Raw genomic sequence first — 16,652 nt, 5'->3', positions numbered from 1 at the left:
CGGGCGGCGGCGCCCGGAGCAGCTATCACAGCATTTCCGGCCGGAACTGCCGCCGCCGGCTGATAACCTTGCCGGACACCATGAATACGCCGTCGCCGGTATAGTGCAGCGTTTCGGGGTATTTCGGGGTCGAGGCGGCCTGCGCTTTCACAATCTCAAAGATAAACAGGTTGTAGCGGTCGATCATGGCGTCGTCATGCAGGCGGCATTCAAAATGGGCATGGCATTCGCGAATCAGCGGGGCCCGCACCCGCTGCGCCGGGGCCGCCGTCAGGCCAAAATGGCTGAATTTGTCGATGTCGGCGCCGGAGGTATTGCCGATGCCCACCACGGCATCGGTAAGGGCGGTGGTCGGCAGGTTGATCGCGCACTCGCCGCTTTGGCGGATCATCTCAAAACTGTGGTTGCCGGCCGAAATCATGCAGGCCACCAGCGAAGGGGTGAATTCCAATATCGTTTGCCAGCCCAGGGTCATGATATTGGTTTGATCCTGCCAGCGGGATGACACCAGGACGATGGGGCCGGGTTCGAGATAGCGCCGCGCCAGGCTGACCGGAAGATCGTTTTTTCTGGCGAATCGGGTCATATTATCTCCTCATGGGGGTTGGCCGAGCGCCGATCGAATTCCCGCTGCGCCTGTTCCAGAGCCGGCAGATGTTCCCGCGTCCAGTTGTACAGCGCCTCGAAGGGCTGCTGCAATGAACGGCCGAGGGGCGTAAGGGAGTATTCCACCGCCACCGGTGAAACCGGAACCACCCGCCGGGCGACCAGCCCGTTTCTCTCCAGCCGGCGCAGCGCCTGGGTCAGCGCCTTTTGCGACACGCCTTCCAACTGGCGCTTTATGGCGTTAAAGCGCTGCGGCCGGGCGCAGAGCACGGTCAGGATCATTATGGTCCATTTATTGGCGATTTGATCGAGAATCGGGCGGGTGGCGCAGGCCGCGCAGAATACCTGCTCATTGGGTTCTGACATGACGGTTACCATATGGATACCTAAGCGATATAAAGTGCCTAATTGACAGTAAGTATACATTATATACTATGGTGCTCCAATTAATCTCACGGCAAAATGGAACATCGATATGGCAATTTTAAGCGGTAAGATCGCGGTTATCACGGGCGGCAATAGCGGCATCGGCCTGGCCATCGCGCAGCGTTTCGTCGTGGAAGGCGCGTTTGTTTTTATCACCGGCCGCCGGCAGGAGGAACTGGATAAGGCGGTCGCGGTGATTGGCGAAAACGTGGAGGCGATACGGGGCGATCTTACCCAGGAATCCGATCTGGAACGGCTGTTCGCGCGGGTGGGCGCCGTAAAAGGCCGGCTGGATATCCTGGTGGCCAATTCCGGCGTCAGCGAACCGAGCCGGCTGGAAGACATCACGCCGGCGCATTATGACAAGACTTTTAATCTTAACGCCCGCGCGACGCTGTTTACGGCGCAAAAAGCGCTGCCGCTGATGTCGAAGGGGGCGGCCATCGTGCTGGTGGGGTCGATTGCCGGTTCGATCGGCACCCCTGAATATACCACATATGGGGCCACCAAGGCGGCGCTGCGCTCCTATGCGCGCACCTGGACCAGCGAATTGGCCGCGCGCGGCATCCGGGTCAATACGCTCAGCCCCGGGCCGATCGACACGCCGATGTTCGCCCAGGTGACCGACCAGGCCCGGGAGGCCCTGACCGGTCTAGTTCCGCTGGGACGCCTGGGCCTGCCGCAGGAAGTCGCGGCCGCCGCCCTGTTCCTGGCGTCGGATGAAAGCAGTTATATCGCCGGGGCCGAACTGTGCATTGACGGCGGCATGGCCCAGGTATGATGCAGCCATGACCCGCGCGCCGGGAGGTAGCCCCCCGGCGCGCGGGGTAGGGGGAGTTGCGGTTTAGCGTTCGCCCACGGGCAGCGCCGGGCCGCCCGGACTCAGGGTGACGGATTCCTGGCCGGCGCGCAATAATATCGCGTCGTAGGGCCCGGCCAGATGTACCTGGCCGTTATTCACGGCCAGCCAATCGCCTTCGGGCAGGCCGACAATGGTCATCTCGGGGCGGGCGCGCAGCAGTTCGGCCAGCCGCTGGTTGCGGGTTTCCCCCTGATGGCCGGCCGGCAGCAGATTGGTATAGTGCGGGTTAATCTGGAAATCAATCAGGTCCAGCGCCGCAAAACCGCAGGGATCGACGATGGGCATATCATTGGTGGTGCATAAGGTGGGGCAGGCCAGGTTGGCGCCGGCGCTCCAGCCGATATAGGCGGCTCCCGCGCGTACCCGTTCGGCGATGGCCGTTAATAATCCCCGCTCGCGGCAGCATTTGAGCAAGTGGAACGTATTGCCGCCGCCGACGATAATCACATCCGCCTGGCGGATGGCCGCCAGGGCGTCGTCTACGGCATGCAGGCTTTGCAGTTCAATATCCAGCGGTGCGAGCGCCTGGCGCACCTTGTCGGTATAGTCGTCCCAGCTGGTCGTTACGCCGGCGAAAGGCACAAACACCGCCTGGCGCCGCTGCTTTAGCAGCGCCCGCATGGGGGCGATGGCATGCGCCAGATACCCGTGGCCGGGCAGCACCGAATTACTCAGTAATAACAGTTCCATATTCCCTCCGTAACGCTTAAACCAGCGCCGCCAACAAGCGGGCCAGCAAGGCATTCGATAATATCACCGGCAGGCCGGTGGCTTCATGCACTATCCGCCGATGCTGCTCGGTATAGCCCATGCAATCCATTACGATCACCTCGGCCCGCTGCGCCTTAAGCTCCAGGGCGGCGGCGCCAAGCTGTTGCTCCGTACTGTTATAGGGCGACGCCGCGGCATAACAGGGCGGTTGTTGCAGGGAGCGCCATTTGGCCCCTTCGCTGGTCATTTGTTCCGCCAGCGGCACCAGGATACCGGCCCGGCGCGGCCCGGACAGCGCCGTAAGCACCGGCGGGACCAGCAGATCCGGTTCCACCAGCCATGCCCGGTCGCAGCTCAGGCCGTGGAACTCGCCGGTGCACAGCAGGGCGATTATGGAGCAGCCCCGCGCTTCCAGCCGGCCAAGTTTGTCAATCACCGCCGCGCGCACCGCGTTTTTGCCCAAAATCACCGCGCCGCCGTCCAGTAGCCGGGTGGTCAGTACGGCTTCGCCGGGCGCCACGGGGAAATAGCGGGCGATAGTGTCGCGATCCAGCCCGTCAAGCACGCCCATATGCACGCATTCAACCCCCGCGGGCAAATGCTCCAGCAGGATCGGCGTGATATCGGCGCGCGGCGCCTGGCCGATGGTCAAGGTTCCCAACAAGGTTGCGGACATGATTATCTCCTTCACTGCCGTTGTTGCAAATGGGCCAGGGAGCCGTAAAGCTCAAGCAGGCGGCTATATTCCGCCGTATCGTAAAAGCAACAGGTGCCGCGGGTAAATTCTTTCGCCACTTCCACCGCGAATTTGGCCACGGCGGCAATATCCGTTTCATGGCTGGCGCCGGTGCCGCAGCCGGGCACCGCGCTTTGCGCGCAAATCGCCACGCCCACCACCGGCGCGTCGGTGGCGATAGAGGGCTGCAAGATGCTGTTCAGATGAAATACGCCGTTGCCGTAAGGAGTAATATCCTGGGTGGTAATGGGAAACGTTGCCGGCAGCAACCCGCTGGTCATCTCCATGATACGCAGCAAATCTTCCGCTACCCGCAGGATATAGCCCTGTTTAACCGTGGGGGACAGGGCGAACCCTTTATGGTTGATGATCCGGTTGCCCTTGGTGGTGTCAATGGAAAGCACCGCGTCCATTTCCGGCAGGACTTCCTGCGCGTTCATATCCTCGGTTTCCACCGGCGAGTCCATAAAATCCACCGGTTCATGGGGACGGGTGGGCGCATCGGGGCAGATATGGGTGGTCACGATGATATCGCCGGGCAGGGCATCGCCCTGGATTTGCATATGCGCCAGCTTGACGGCGGCGGCGATGGCGGCGATGGCGCCGTCGGCGTCCGAGACCAGGCCGATGCGCGTCGGCCGCGCGCCGATACCGCCTAAACGGCCTACGATACCCAGCGTCGGCGCCGTGCCGCCGCCGCGTTTACCTTCATATCCAGGAATCACGACTTTGACGAAATCCGTCTTGCCTTTGGCGCCGGTGATTTCGGTTACGCTGACCTGCGCCGCCGGATAATCGGCGAGCAGGCGCACGACGGTCTGGCCGTTGGCAAAGGCGCTGTCGAATGCTTCGAATACATGTAGGGTCTGTAACAAACTCATGGCTATCTCTCACTATATTGATGCGGACGGTAAACGCGCCCGCGGCCGGCGTTCAGACGGCGGGCGGCGCAATTATTTGCCGCTTTTGCTGGAAAATACCGAATTGAAAAAACTGAACAGGGCATCGCCGGCGATAATGCCCGCCGCGAAAACTTCCATGCGGTTGCGCATCTTTTCGCCGCCCAGTTTCAGTACGGCCAGGCGGATGGCGATGCCGATCAATACCGCCCAACCCGCCAGCGGATTGGCGATCAGCAGACCGGTGGCCAGCAGCACGCCCAATTGGCGCCGCGATCCGCCAATCCATTGGATCAACGCGCCGGGGACGGCCCAAATCAGCAGGGAGGTGGCAATGTCGGGGGAGACCCCGGCCTGAATGGTGGCGGCATAAACCTTGGCCACCGGCGGCACCAGGCCATTGGCGAAATAACCCTGGTAGCTGAGGTATACCACCGGGATGGCGATAACAAACGCGATCATCGCCGCAAACAGCTGCTGGCGGCGTCCCTCCAACTCAAAGGCCAGGTCGGCATTATTGCCGCGCAGGATAAACCCGGCTTTCAGATCGTAGCCCATATCCGCGAACGCCGGGCCGGTGGCCACGGAGAAGCCGCACAGTATCACCAGCGCCACCGGCGGAAAGCCAATCATGATGCCGATAATCAGAGTAATCAGCGCCACGGCGAAGGCCGGGAACCAGCCGGAATGCATGGCCGCCAGGCCGACGATCAATTCATGGATAAAGGCGGCGAAGGCGGCATACAGGATAAACGCCAGCAGCATGCCGACGGACATGGCGCTATACAGCCCGCCGCCCAGGGCAATCAGCGCGGCGATAATGATATAACCCACCGCCCCCAGCCCCAGCGAACTGATGATGTGCCGGCGATCGGCCTGGGCGGCATCGATGTCCGCGGATGAGGCATTGGCCCGATCCAGCTTGCCGCCGCGAATGGTGGCGATCACCTGGCACAGCGCCACCAGCCCCGCGCCAATCATCATACCGTGGGGGATGTAGTGCTTGCCGATATCAAAGCCGGCGATCGGCGCGCTATATCCCCTGATCAGCAGTCCCAGGCCAAACATCGACAGGGCCCAGACATTACCGATAAACGCCGTGCCGAGCGCGGCCATGGGTAATTTAAACCATGAACCCACGGCGCCGAGCAGCAGGCCCGCGCCCAAAATGCCCGCCTGCTGCCCGCCCTGATCCCCCGCTTTGATGGATTCCGCCGCCGCGACTCCCGGCGGCCAGGCGCCGGCGGCCGGGAATACCGTGGTGTTGAACATGCGATACAGCAGATAGCCGTCCAAAAGCATGGCCATGGCGACGCCGATAAACATCGGCAGCACCAGGTCGGGACGCCCGAAGATGTACGGGATACCGATGGGCAGCAGCAGGCTATTGGCCGCGCCGAAGGTCGCCGATGAGATGGCGCTTTGCGCCAGGTTCTGGATATGAATCGACCGGAACCGTTTAAACAATTGCAGCGGCACACGGGCGATAATCATGGCCACCAGCGCGCCGATAATCGACGTATTGGGCGTTACGCCCAGCGTGGTCAGCAATTGAATACCGATCACGGCGCCAAAGATGCTCAGCAGTGATAAAAACAGCAGCGTGCCGGGATCGAAGCTGCCGGGATGCGTGCCGTGACCGCCGGCGCCGCCAGGCGCGGAAAGCGGGGCCGGGTTCTCCGGCGTCGGATGGGAGGGGGGACGACTAAACATAAAGAGCTCCTGCTGCGCTAAAAAAGAGATCACCGAAACCAATAGGAATCGCCGACCTTGGTACCGATATCCGTCGCCGCCGCGCATAGCCGGCGGGCCAGATGGTCTATTTCTGATTCATTGGCCATCGAGGCCGGAAACGTCAGGCAAAAAGCGATGGTTTCGCCGCTATTGGGATCGCTCACCGCGCAGCTTACCGACGCCGCGCCGGCCACCGCTTCGTTCACCGCCGAGGCCCAGCGGCACTGGCGCACGGCCGCGAGATTGTCGCTTAATTGCGCAAATGGCATCGCGTGCTCCACGGTAGCGGGAATGGCCGCGCGGAACTGACTGTCGAGCTGGTGCGGCGACAGGCGGGCCAATAAAGCGCGTCCGGTGGAGGTGCGCCACGCCGGCGAGCGTGAGCCGGGGTTGCGGATCACCCGCAGCGCATGCACGCCGGGGATGACGCGCAATACCAGGACATCGTGGCCGTCGAGCACCGACAGATAACCGGTATGGCCGGTTACCCGGCATAAATCGCGCAGCGCCTGTTCGATATGATCGGTCAGGGATGAGTTGCGGCGCACCAGATGCGCGACTTCCAGCAGCATCAGCCCTGGCTGATAGGCCAGGGAGGCGGCATCGCGCGCCAGGAACCCCGCCTGCGCCAGTTGCTTAAGCAGACGCGAGGCGGTGCTTTTGGGAAATTGCAGATGTTCCACGACATCGCTGACCGTGACGCCGCGTTTAAGGGTGCTCATCAGGCGCAAAATCGCGGCGGTGCTGTTAAGTATGCTCATGCCGGTCTCATAAAATGGAACCATGTTCCGTTATATAGGATTAAGCAAAGAACGGGCCAGGTTTTAGTACCGCCCGGATCGCGGTGCCGGCAGGGATGGCGGGAAAAGCGCTCGGTATTTGATGCGCTAAAATGGGTTGGCCGCACCATTAATGAGCATTGAACCGGCCGGCCTTGGGCGCGGGGCGGGAGCGGCAAATATTCCGGGACCAGCGACGGACATTCTTGCGCGCCGGGTTGTCGGCGCGGCGTTCGCCGCGTATCGTAGTAAAACCGAGTATTTTATCAAGGCGCGGCAACGGGCCGCTAACGGAGAAGCGATGAACCAACCCCTGCGGGGTTATCGCGGTTTGCGCCGGCCCGGCATCCTGGCGGCGCTGGGGGCGGCCGTGCTGTTTGGCGCCGGCACGCCGCTGGCCAAACAACTGGTCAATACGGTGAACCCCTGGCTGCTGGCCGGCCTGCTGTACCTGGGGTCCGGCCTGGGACTGGGGTTGTATCGCCTGCTGCGCCGCATGCCCGCCGCCACGTTGGCCAGGCGCGAAATTCCGTGGCTGGTGGGGGCCATCGGCTGCGGCGGCGTTATTGCTCCCGTCCTGCTGATGGCCGGGCTGCTGGCGATGCCGGCCACCGACGCTTCGCTATTGCTCAACGCCGAAATGGTATTCACCACGCTGCTGGCCTGGGTGGTGTTTAAGGAAAATGTCGATGTGCGCATCGCGCTGGGGATGGCGGCTATCGCGGCGGGAGCGGTGATATTAAGCCTGCCGGCGCGGCCGCATTTGTCCGGCATGTGGCCGACGCTGGCCGTGCTGGGGGCCTGCCTGGCCTGGGGGATCGATAATAACCTGACCCGTAAAATATCCCTTACCGATGCTACCTGGCTGGCGGCGGTGAAGGGGGCCGCGGCGGGCGTGGTGAATCTGCTGCTGGCCTTCGCCGCCGGCGTGGCGCTGCCCGCGTTGCCCGACCTCGGCGCCGCGCTGGCGGTGGGCTTTTTCGCTTATGGGGTCAGCCTGGCGCTGTTTGTGGTCGGACTGCGCCATCTCGGCACCGCCCGTACGGGGGCGTATTTTTCCATCGCGCCCTTTGTCGGGGCGGTATTCGCCGTCATGCTCGGCGATGCGGTCACGCCGTCGCTGCTGGCTGCGGGGGCGCTGATGGCCCTGGGCATCGGCCTGCATCTGGCCGAGGGGCATGAGCATCGCCATGTCCACGAACCGTTGCTGCATGACCATGAGCATAGCCATGATGACGGGCATCATCTGCACGCCCATGCCGAGCCGGTGGCGCCCGGCACCCGGCATCGGCACCGCCATGAGCACGGGCCGCTGACCCATACCCATCCCCATTTCCCCGATGCGCATCACCGGCACGGGCACGGGGATAGCGAGTCCCGCCCGCGGCGCCGCGGTGGTTTTTAGCCGGGATACCCTATTCCTTAGCGCAGGGGCGTCCGGTTAAATACCTGGGGTTTAAGCAGAAAAACCCGCCGGAAGTTATTCTTTCCTCTAAAATGTAACCTAATGTTTTGGCTTTTGCGCCGGACAGAGATCCGATAATCAAACCGCCCGCCGCGACGCGTGGACCCCCGTCATTGCCAGGGAATCATCATGACAGCCAGAATTTCATCCTTATTACGCATATTGTGTCAGGGAACCATCGTCGGTCTGGCGCTGCTGGGCGTCGTCGGCCAGGGGCTGGCGGCTCCAGCCGTCCAACCGGCCGGCGCATCCGCCGCGGCGAATGCGTCGGCAATGGCCGCCAACACCGCCGGCCGGCCGCTCACGCTGCTGGATATTTCCGAGCTACAGCTTGACGGCGCCAGCGCGCTGGTGCTCACTTTTTCCGTACCGCTGGACCCGGATCAGGATTTCGCCGCCGCGGTGCACGTGTCGGATAGCGTTAGCGGCAAGCCGGACGGCGCCTGGGAACTGTCGGACGATCGGAGCGAGCTGCGCCTGCGCCATCTGCTGCCCAATTGCAAGCTGGCGATCGCCGTAGACCCGGGCATCCGGGCCGCCAACGGCGCCACGCTTGCCCAGGGGCATCAGGAAACCCTCACCACCCGCGATATCCAGCCGAGCGTGGGGTTTGCCAGCAAGGGGTCGCTGCTGCCCACCCGCCTGGCGGAAGGATTGCCGGTGCTGGCCCTGAACGTGGATAAGGCGGATGTGAACTTTTACCGTATCAAGCCCGGCTCGCTGCCGTCGTTTTTGTCCGATTGGCAGGGCAGCGGCACGCTTTCGGTCTGGGATGCCGACGATTTCCTGGACCGCGCCGACCTGGTGTACGGCGGCCGTTTCGACCTCAATCCCCGCCCCAATACCCGCGAGCGCATCCTGTTGCCGCTGGACGCCATCGAACCGCTCAAGCGGCCCGGGGTTTATCTTGCCGTGATGCAGCGGGCCGGCCGTTATGACTCGGCCAACCCGGCCACCTTGTTTACCCTGAGCGATATCGGCGTGTCGCTGCATAGCTATCGCGACCGGATGGATGTTTTCGCCCAGGGCCTGGAACAGGGCAAGGCGCTCAAGGGCATCGATATCCGGGTGCTGGACGACAAGGGCCGGCAATTACAAACGGCGGTCACCGACGGGACCGGCCACGCGCAGTTGGATAAACCGGCCGGGGCCAGGCTGCTGCTGGCCACCCGGGACGATCAGACCAGCATGCTGGACCTGGCCGAACCGGCCCTGGACCTGGCGGAATTTGATATCGGCGGCCCCGAAGGTTACGCGAAAACCCTGTTTGCCTTCGGACCGCGGGATCTCTACCGGCCAGGGGAAACGCTGCTGGTCAACGCGCTGCTGCGCGATGAGGACGGCAAGGCGCTGGCCCCGCAGCCGGTCAATGTCGACGTGGTCAAGCCGGACGGCCAGGTGGCCCGTACATTTTTATGGCAGCCGCAAAACGGCTTGTATCAATATCAATTCCCCATCCCGGAGTCCGCCCCCACCGGCGATTGGTCGCTGCGCTTTAACCCCGGCGATAAGCAGCAACGTTATTATCACTTCAAGGTGGAAGACTTTCTGCCGGAACGCATGGCGCTGGAGATCCGCGCCGGGGAACAGCCCCTGTCCATGGACAGCCCGCTCAGCTTCAGCGTAACCGGCCGCTATTTATATGGGGCGCCGGCCGCCGATAATCAGTTGCAGGGACAGGTGTTTTTGCGCCCCCTGCGCGAGGCGGTGCCGGCCCTGCCGGGTTTTGAATTCGGCGCCATCAACGAAGAAAATCTTTCCCGCAGGCTCGATGAGTTCGACACCGCCCTGGATGGGCAGGGCCAGACGGTGGTCAATCTGGAAAACAGCTGGAGCGACGTGCGTTCCCCGCTTAAGGCGGTGCTACAGGCCAGCCTGCTGGAATCGGGAGGCCGCCCGGTAACCCGGCGCGCCGAACAGGCCATCTGGCCGGCCGGGCAGTTGGCCGGCATCCGTCCCCTGTTCAGCAAGCGTGATGTGTACGATTATCGCAAGAATAGCTACAGCGCGCAGGCCATGGTGGATAACGACAGCCAGGCCGGGTTCGAAATCGTCTACGCCGACGCCGCCGGGCACAAGCTGGCCGCCAGCGGCTTAACGGTGCGCCTGGTGCGCGAACGGCGCGATTATTATTGGCAGTGGTCGCAGGGCGACGGCTGGCAATCCCTGTTTGATCAAAAAGATTTGGCCATGGCCGCGCAAACCGTCGATATCCCCGCCGACGGCACCGCCAAGGTGGCGTTTGACGTGCAGTGGGGCGCCTACCGGGTGGAAGTGGCGGACCCCGCCACCGGCCTGGTGAGCAGCCTGCGGTTCTGGGCGGGCTATAGCTGGCAGGACAATACCGACGGCGGCGGCGCGGTACGCCCCGATCAAGTCAAGCTCCAGCTGGATAAACCGGCCTATCGGCAGGGCGAAAAAGCCCGCATCCACGTGCAGGCCCCGGCGGCGGGTACCGGTTATTTACTGGTGGAGTCGAGCGACGGCCCGTTATGGTGGCAGGAAATCAGCGTCCCGGCCGAAGGTGCGGATTTCGACGTGCCCATCAATAATGACTGGCGCCGCCACGATCTGTATCTCAGCGCATTGGTGATCCGCCCCGGCGACAAACAGCGGCAGATGACGCCCAAACGCGCGGTGGGATTGCTGCATTTGCCGCTGGTGGAGGAAAACCGCCAACTGGCGCTGCGGCTTGATGCCCCGGCGCGCATGCGGCCCAACCAGACGCTGGCGGTCAAGGTTAAAGCCACCGGCGGCGGGGAGCAGCCCCGCACGATCAACCTGCTGTTGTCGGCGGTGGACAGCGGCATTTTGAATATTACCGATTTCAAAACCCCGGACCCTTACGACGCCTTTCTGGGACGCAAGCGCTACAGCGCCGACCAGTACGATGTCTACGGCCAGCTAATCGAGGCCCAGGGCCGGCTGGCCGGCCTGCGCTACGGCGGCGACGGCGACGGCGACGATCCGCTGGCGCGCGGCGGCAAAAAACCGATCGCCGAGGTGAATATCGTGGCCCAGCAGGCGCAGCCCGTAACGCTGGACGCCAATGGCGAAGGCGAGGTGCGCCTGGCGATACCGGACTTCAACGGCGAGCTTAAACTGATGGCCCAGGCCTGGAGCGATGAGGATTTCGGCAGCGCCGAGCGTAATGTCGTAGTGGCCGCGCCGATCGTCGCCGAGCTGGCGACGCCGCGCTTTCTGGCGGCGGGGGATACGTCCGTCCTGGCGCTGGATTTGACCAATCTGTCCGGCCAGCCGCAGACGCTGGCGGTAACGCTCGGCGCCGACGGTCTGGTGGCCCTGGGCGCCGGCGCCGGCGCGTCATCCCCAGTGACGCTGCAAAACGGCCAGCGCACCACGATCAACATCCCGGTCAAGGCGCTGGACGGTTTCGGGCAGGGCGCCGTGGCGCTGGGCGTGAGCGGCATGCGCCTGCCCGACGAGGTTTTGTCCGACTATCACCATCGCTGGACGATTGGCGTGCGCCCGCCTTACCCGGCCCAGACGCGGCATTTTGCCAGCGTGCTGCACCCGGGCGACAGCTGGTCGCTGCCGCCGGATGCGTTAAGTCATCTGACCCCGGCCGCTGCCGAAGGTCAACTGCTGCTGACCAGCCGCCCGCCGTTGAATCTGGCGCGTTATATCCGCGAACTGATGGCCTATCCCTACGGCTGCCTGGAGCAGACCGCCAGCGGCCTGTTCCCCTCGCTTTACGCCAGCCAGTCGCAGTTGCTGGCCCTGGGGATCAAGGGCGACAGCGACGACCAGCGCCGACGCGCCGTGGACGTGGGCATCGATCGGCTGGCGGGCATGCAGCGCGACAACGGCGGGTTTGGCCTGTGGAGCAACGACGGCGAGGAGGAGTTCTGGCTGAGCGCTTATGCCGCCGACTTCCTGGTGCGGGCTCGCGAACAGGGTTACAGCGTGCCGGTGGCCGCCTTGAATAAAGCCAATGCCCGCCTGCAGCGCTACCTGCAAGACGCCACGCAGATCGACGTCCATTATGGCTCACAGCCGGCCCATACCCGCTTTGCGGTGCAAGCCTATGCCGCGCTGGTGCTGGCCCGCCAGCAGCTGGCTCCGCTGGGCGCGCTGCGCCAGGTCTACGAGCGCCGCGAGCAGTCGCTGTCCGGTTTGCCGCTGGTGCAACTGGGCATTGCGCTGCAACTGATGGGTGATATGCCGCGCGCGCAGGCGGCCATCGACCTGGGGTTGCAAACCCGCCGCAACGACCGGGATTACGGGCTGGAAGACTATGGCAGCCCCATCCGCGACAGCGCCCTGATCCTGGCGCTGTTGAACGAGTATCACCTGCGGCCGGAACAGCGCGACCAGCTCATGCTGGCATTGTCCGATGCGCTTAACGGGCAGCGCTGGTTCTCCACCCAGGAGAGCAATGCGTTATTTATGGCCGGGCGCGATCAACTGGGCGCCGGCGATAAGCAGCCGTCGTGGCAGGCGACCTTTAACGCCAAGCAGGACCCGGTATCCCGGGACGATTCCCTGAACCGGCGGTATGACGCCGGGCAGCTGGCGGGCGGCTTGCAGATCGCCAACACCGGCGGCGTCCCGCTGTATACCCGTTTCGATCTGGTGGGTTATCCGCAATCAGCGCCCCCGGCGGGAGGTGAGAATCTCGGCATAAGCCGCGTCTATCGGGACCCGCAGGGCAATCCGCTGTCGCTGTCGGATCTGACCAGCGGCCAATTGGTCGTGGTGCAGCTGACCATCACCGCGCGCCAGCATGTGCCCGACGCGCTGGTGGTGGAACTGCTGCCGGCCGGCCTGGAGCTGGAAAACCAGAACCTGGGGGAGAGCAGCGCCGGGCTGGATGACAGTGCCGAACAAATGCAGCCGTTGCTCAACGCGATGCGGCAAGCGAATATCAAGCACCAGGAGTTTCGTGACGATCGCTACGTCGCCGCCGTTGATGTGGATGCCGGCAACCCGGTGACGCTGCTATACCTGGCGCGGGCGGTTACCCCCGGCAGCTATAGGGTGCCGCCTTCCCAGGTCGAGTCCATGTATGTGCCGGCCTGGCGGGCCGTCGGCGCCACCGAAGACACGCTCAATGTGCGTTAGGCCGCGCGCGGCATCTGCCCCGGCTTCGCCACGATGAAAGGCTGGCTGCGGCGCCCGTCATGGCGGCGGCTGGTCCCGATCCTGGCCCTGGGCGCCGTGCCGTTCATGCTGTTATGGTGCGCCGATAAACTGTGCCCCTTGCCGCTGGCCGAGGTGGCAAACGCCCGGGTGGTCACCGCGCGGGACGGCACGCCTTTGTGGCGCTATGCCGATCGGCAGGGCGTATGGCGTTACCCTGTCACAGTGGCCCAGGTTTCGCCCTATTATATCGAGGCGCTGCTGACCTACGAGGATCGCTGGTTTTGGCATCATCCGGGCATCAATCCGCTCGCGCTGGCGCGTGCGGCCTGGCAGAACGTACGCTACGGCGGCATCGTATCGGGGGGCAGCACGCTGTCGATGCAGGTGGCGCGGCTGATCGATCCGCATCCCCGCACCCTGGCGGGCAAAATACGCCAGGTCTGGCGCACGGCGCAGTTGGAATGGCATTTATCCAAAACCCAGATCCTGGAGCTGTACCTTAACCGCGCGCCGTTCGGCGGCACGCTGCAAGGGGTGGCGGCGGCGAGTTGGACATATCTGGGCAAATCGCCGCTGAACCTGACCCGCGGCGAAGCCGCGCTGCTGGCGGTGCTGCCCCAGGCCCCCAGCCGGCTGCGGCCGGACCGCTATCCCCAGCGGGCGCGGGAGGCGCGGGATAAAGTGCTGGAGCGTTTGGCCGGATTGCATGTCTGGCCCCGCCGGCAGGTGGCGGAAATCCGCCAGGAGCCGCTCTGGCTGGCGCCGCGCCAGGTGCCGCAGTTGGCGCCCCTGCTGACGCGGCGGCTGTCCGCGGCGCAGCGCGGCGCGGTGATTGTCACGACCATCGACGCGAATCTACAGCGCCGGCTGGAGGAGCTGGCGGTGGGCTGGCGCGGCCAGCTGCCGGAAAAAACCTCCCTGGGCCTGCTGGTGGTGGATCATACCGATATGTCGGTACGGGCTTATATCGGATCGGCGGATTTTACCGATGACGGCCGTTATGGCCATGTGGACATGGTCAGCGCCCGGCGCTCCCCCGGTTCTATCCTCAAACCCTTGCTGTACGGCCTGGCCCTGGATGATGGATTGATCCACGCCGAGTCGTTGCTGCAGGACGTGCCGCGCCGGTTCGGCGATTACCGGCCGGGCAATTTTGATACGGGTTTTCATGGCGCGGTCAGCGCCAGCGAGGCGCTGGTCCGGTCGTTGAACCTGCCCGCCGTCCAACTGTTGGAAGCCTATGGACCCAAACGGTTTACCGCCAATCTGCGCAATAGCGGCATCATTCTGCGCTTTCCGGCGCAAAGCGATCCCAGCCTGGCGCTAATCCTCGGCGGTACCGGCTCAAGCCTGGAACAATTGGTGCAATCCTACAGCGCGTTTGCCCGCCGGGGTAACGTGGCGCGCCTGCGTTTCCAGCCGCAGGCGCCGCTGTCCGAACGGCGCCTGATGTCGCCGGGGGCGGCCTGGATTATACGGCGTATTTTGGCCGGGGAAGGGGTGCCGCAGGGCGACGATGTTTTGCCGGCGGTGGTTCCGCTGGCCTGGAAAACCGGTACCAGCTACGGTTACCGCGATGCCTGGGCCTTGGGCATCAACCCGCGTTATCTGATCGGGGTATGGGTGGGGCGGCCCGACGGCACGCCGGTGGCCGGGCAGTTTGGTTATGCCGCGGCGGTGCCGATACTTAACCAGGTCAATAACCTGTTGATGATGTCCCTGCGCCGGGGCAGCGGACTGCTGCCTGCGGACCCGCGCCCGCCGGCGGTGACCCGCGGCGAGATCTGCTGGCCCGGCGGGCAACCCCTGCCTGCCGGCGATGATAATTGCCGCCAGCGGCGCAAGGCGTGGTTATTGGACGGCACGGCGCCGCCCACGCTGGCGGCGCCCGGGCAGGAAAGCGCGAGCGGCACCGTGCTGCATTTATGGCTCAATCGCCGCGGCGAACGGGTGGCGGCGGGGTGCCCCGATGCCGCGGCGCATGCCCTGCTGTTATGGCCGACGCCCCTTGAACCCTGGCTGCCTGCCGGCGAGCGCCGCGCCCAGCGGCTGCCCCCGGCGGCGGCGGATTGTCCGCCCCGGCAACAGCAGACTTTTGCGCCGCTGCTGATCCTGGGGATTGGCGATGGGGCGCTATTGACCCGGCTGCCGGGCAAAACCAGCCTGGATTTGCGGCTGGAAGCCCAGGGCGGCAGCGGGCGGCGCTGGTGGTTTATCAACGGCGAACCTATCGGCCAGACCGTAGATGCGCAGCCCATGATCGCTACCCTGAGCCGGGCCGGCGGTTATCAGCTTACCTTGCTTGATGAAAGCGGCGAGGTGAGCGCGCTGAGTTTTATTGTCAAATAAGACAGTTCCGGGTAAACCGCAGCCGCGCCGCGATCGCCGCCCTTACTCCGTAAATCCGCGCTTGCCGAGCCGTTCCTTCAGATAGTCGAGAAAGGATTTGATGCGCGATGAGAGCGCGGTATTGCGATAATACACGGCATTGATCGGTTGCCTGATGTCCAGCGTCTGGGCCTGGAATAACTCGCGCAAGGCGCCGGCCTGCCGATCCTGCCGGGTCATAAAATCGGACAGGCAAACCAGGCCCGCGCCGCTAAGGGCCAGTTGCCGCAGCGTCTCCCCGCTCGACGATCGGATATCGGGCCGGATATGCAGCGGCTGCCCGTCGTTATCCAGCAGCGGCCATTCGTTAAGGGACTCCGGCTGGTTAAAACCAAGCAGCCGGTGATTGGCCAAATCCGCGACGGCGGCGGGTTCGCCCCGTTCGGCCAGGTAGCCCGGACTGGCCAGGATACGCACCCGGCTGCTGCCAATCGGCGTGGCATGCAGGGTGGAGTCCTTAAGCCGGCCTATGCGAATCGCCACGTCGGTACGCCGTTCGAGCAGGTCGATGATCCCCTCATTGCTGTTCAGCTCAAGCTCCACCTGCGGGTAGCGTTCCCGATAGCCGGGGATAATGGGCACGATAACGTGCAGCATAAACGGCGAGGCGGCGTCCACGCGCAGCAGGCCGGCGGGCTGGTTGCGCCGCAGGGTCATCAGCTCTTCGGTTTCCTCCACCGCCGCGACGATGGCGCGCGCGCGTTCCAGAAAAGCCTTGCCCTCTTCGGTCAGCTCCAGCCGGCGCGTGGTGCGGCGTATCAGGGTAGTGGACAACTTATCTTCCAGCCGGGTCAACGCGCGGCTGGTGGCGGAAATGGTCTGTCCCAGCCGCTCGGCCGCCGCGGTGATCGAGCCGCTGTCCATTACCGCGATAAAAACCTGCATTTCGTCGAGTGTCATTTTCATATTTGACTTTATAGCAAAAGTATTTGGTTTTTAG

Annotated in this window: 12 protein-coding genes; 4 read left to right on the top strand and 8 right to left on the bottom strand. The window is 64.0% G+C overall.

All coding sequences use genetic code 11. From position 1 onward, the window contains the following. Positions 1-25: 25 nt before the first annotated feature. Positions 26-586 carry a flavin reductase family protein gene (locus tag ACL2XP_RS14455; protein WP_413733476.1) on the bottom strand — a complete coding sequence of 187 codons (561 nt, stop codon included), beginning with the start codon at positions 584-586 and terminating at the stop codon, positions 26-28. Beyond that, complete coding sequence (locus ACL2XP_RS14450) at positions 583-972, bottom strand: winged helix-turn-helix transcriptional regulator (protein WP_413733475.1); 390 nt, start codon at positions 970-972, stop codon at positions 583-585. The genes ACL2XP_RS14455 and ACL2XP_RS14450 overlap by 4 nt, the downstream gene beginning before the upstream one ends. A gap of 109 nt (positions 973-1,081) precedes the next feature. Here ACL2XP_RS14450 and ACL2XP_RS14445 point away from each other — a divergent pair, with 109 nt between their 5' ends. Further along, positions 1,082-1,813: an SDR family NAD(P)-dependent oxidoreductase gene (locus tag ACL2XP_RS14445; protein ID WP_413733474.1), complete on the top strand. Its 732-nt coding sequence runs from the start codon at positions 1,082-1,084 to the stop codon at positions 1,811-1,813. A gap of 63 nt (positions 1,814-1,876) precedes the next feature. Here ACL2XP_RS14445 and pepE read toward each other — a convergent pair whose 3' ends face one another. The 5 genes from pepE to ACL2XP_RS14420 all read right to left on the bottom strand — a co-directional run bounded on the left by pepE (position 1,877) and on the right by ACL2XP_RS14420 (position 6,735). Beyond that, positions 1,877-2,584 carry a dipeptidase PepE gene (gene pepE, locus ACL2XP_RS14440; RefSeq protein ID WP_413733473.1) on the bottom strand — a complete coding sequence of 236 codons (708 nt, stop codon included), beginning with the start codon at positions 2,582-2,584 and terminating at the stop codon, positions 1,877-1,879. Positions 2,585-2,600: 16 nt separating this feature from the next. Next, complete coding sequence (locus tag ACL2XP_RS14435) at positions 2,601-3,281, bottom strand: AroM family protein (protein WP_413733472.1); 681 nt, start codon at positions 3,279-3,281, stop codon at positions 2,601-2,603. Between the two features lie 11 nt (positions 3,282-3,292). Then, a complete protein-coding gene (locus ACL2XP_RS14430; protein ID WP_413733471.1) occupies positions 3,293-4,222 on the bottom strand; it encodes a DUF1177 domain-containing protein in 930 nt (309 codons plus the stop codon). A 72-nt stretch (positions 4,223-4,294) separates the two neighbouring features. Beyond that, positions 4,295-5,953: an OPT/YSL family transporter gene (locus ACL2XP_RS14425; RefSeq protein ID WP_413733470.1), complete on the bottom strand. Its 1,659-nt coding sequence runs from the start codon at positions 5,951-5,953 to the stop codon at positions 4,295-4,297. A gap of 29 nt (positions 5,954-5,982) precedes the next feature. Further along, complete coding sequence (locus tag ACL2XP_RS14420) at positions 5,983-6,735, bottom strand: IclR family transcriptional regulator (protein WP_413733469.1); 753 nt, start codon at positions 6,733-6,735, stop codon at positions 5,983-5,985. 331 nt (positions 6,736-7,066) lie between these two features. On the opposite strand from ACL2XP_RS14420, the gene ACL2XP_RS14415 reads away from it, so the two are divergent. From ACL2XP_RS14415 to pbpC, 3 genes are all read left to right on the top strand, one after another. Continuing rightward, positions 7,067-8,158 (top strand): EamA family transporter, encoded by a 1,092-nt coding sequence (locus ACL2XP_RS14415; protein WP_413739162.1) that lies wholly within the window; start codon positions 7,067-7,069, stop codon positions 8,156-8,158. A 186-nt stretch (positions 8,159-8,344) separates the two neighbouring features. Then, complete coding sequence (locus ACL2XP_RS14410) at positions 8,345-13,303, top strand: alpha-2-macroglobulin family protein (protein WP_413739161.1); 4,959 nt, start codon at positions 8,345-8,347, stop codon at positions 13,301-13,303. 33 nt (positions 13,304-13,336) lie between these two features. Continuing rightward, complete coding sequence (gene pbpC / locus ACL2XP_RS14405; RefSeq protein ID WP_413733468.1) at positions 13,337-15,673, top strand: peptidoglycan glycosyltransferase PbpC; 2,337 nt, start codon at positions 13,337-13,339, stop codon at positions 15,671-15,673. 42 nt (positions 15,674-15,715) lie between these two features. Here the strand turns inward: pbpC and ACL2XP_RS14400 are convergent, their stop codons facing one another. Continuing rightward, entirely contained in the window at positions 15,716-16,618 is a 903-nt protein-coding gene (locus ACL2XP_RS14400) for a LysR substrate-binding domain-containing protein (protein ID WP_413733467.1), read from the bottom strand. Between the last annotated feature and the right edge of the window lie 34 nt (positions 16,619-16,652).

Origin of the sequence: Sodalis sp. RH21, assembly GCF_047324175.1 — a bacterium.
Classification (GTDB): domain Bacteria; phylum Pseudomonadota; class Gammaproteobacteria; order Enterobacterales; family Enterobacteriaceae; genus Acerihabitans.
This window is presented reverse-complemented; position numbering and strand designations above follow the sequence as displayed.

Coding starts and splice junctions, on each gene's coding strand:
- ACL2XP_RS14455 (WP_413733476.1), bottom strand. CDS start 586: ATGACCCGATTCGCCAGAAAAAACGATCTTCCGGTCAGCCTGGCGCGG.
- ACL2XP_RS14450 (WP_413733475.1), bottom strand. CDS start 972: ATGTCAGAACCCAATGAGCAGGTATTCTGCGCGGCCTGCGCCACCCGC.
- ACL2XP_RS14445 (WP_413733474.1), top strand. CDS start 1,082: ATGGCAATTTTAAGCGGTAAGATCGCGGTTATCACGGGCGGCAATAGC.
- pepE (WP_413733473.1), bottom strand. CDS start 2,584: ATGGAACTGTTATTACTGAGTAATTCGGTGCTGCCCGGCCACGGGTAT.
- ACL2XP_RS14435 (WP_413733472.1), bottom strand. CDS start 3,281: ATGTCCGCAACCTTGTTGGGAACCTTGACCATCGGCCAGGCGCCGCGC.
- ACL2XP_RS14430 (WP_413733471.1), bottom strand. CDS start 4,222: ATGAGTTTGTTACAGACCCTACATGTATTCGAAGCATTCGACAGCGCC.
- ACL2XP_RS14425 (WP_413733470.1), bottom strand. CDS start 5,953: ATGTTTAGTCGTCCCCCCTCCCATCCGACGCCGGAGAACCCGGCCCCG.
- ACL2XP_RS14420 (WP_413733469.1), bottom strand. CDS start 6,735: ATGAGCATACTTAACAGCACCGCCGCGATTTTGCGCCTGATGAGCACC.
- pbpC (WP_413733468.1), top strand. CDS start 13,337: ATGAAAGGCTGGCTGCGGCGCCCGTCATGGCGGCGGCTGGTCCCGATC.
- ACL2XP_RS14400 (WP_413733467.1), bottom strand. CDS start 16,618: ATGAAAATGACACTCGACGAAATGCAGGTTTTTATCGCGGTAATGGAC.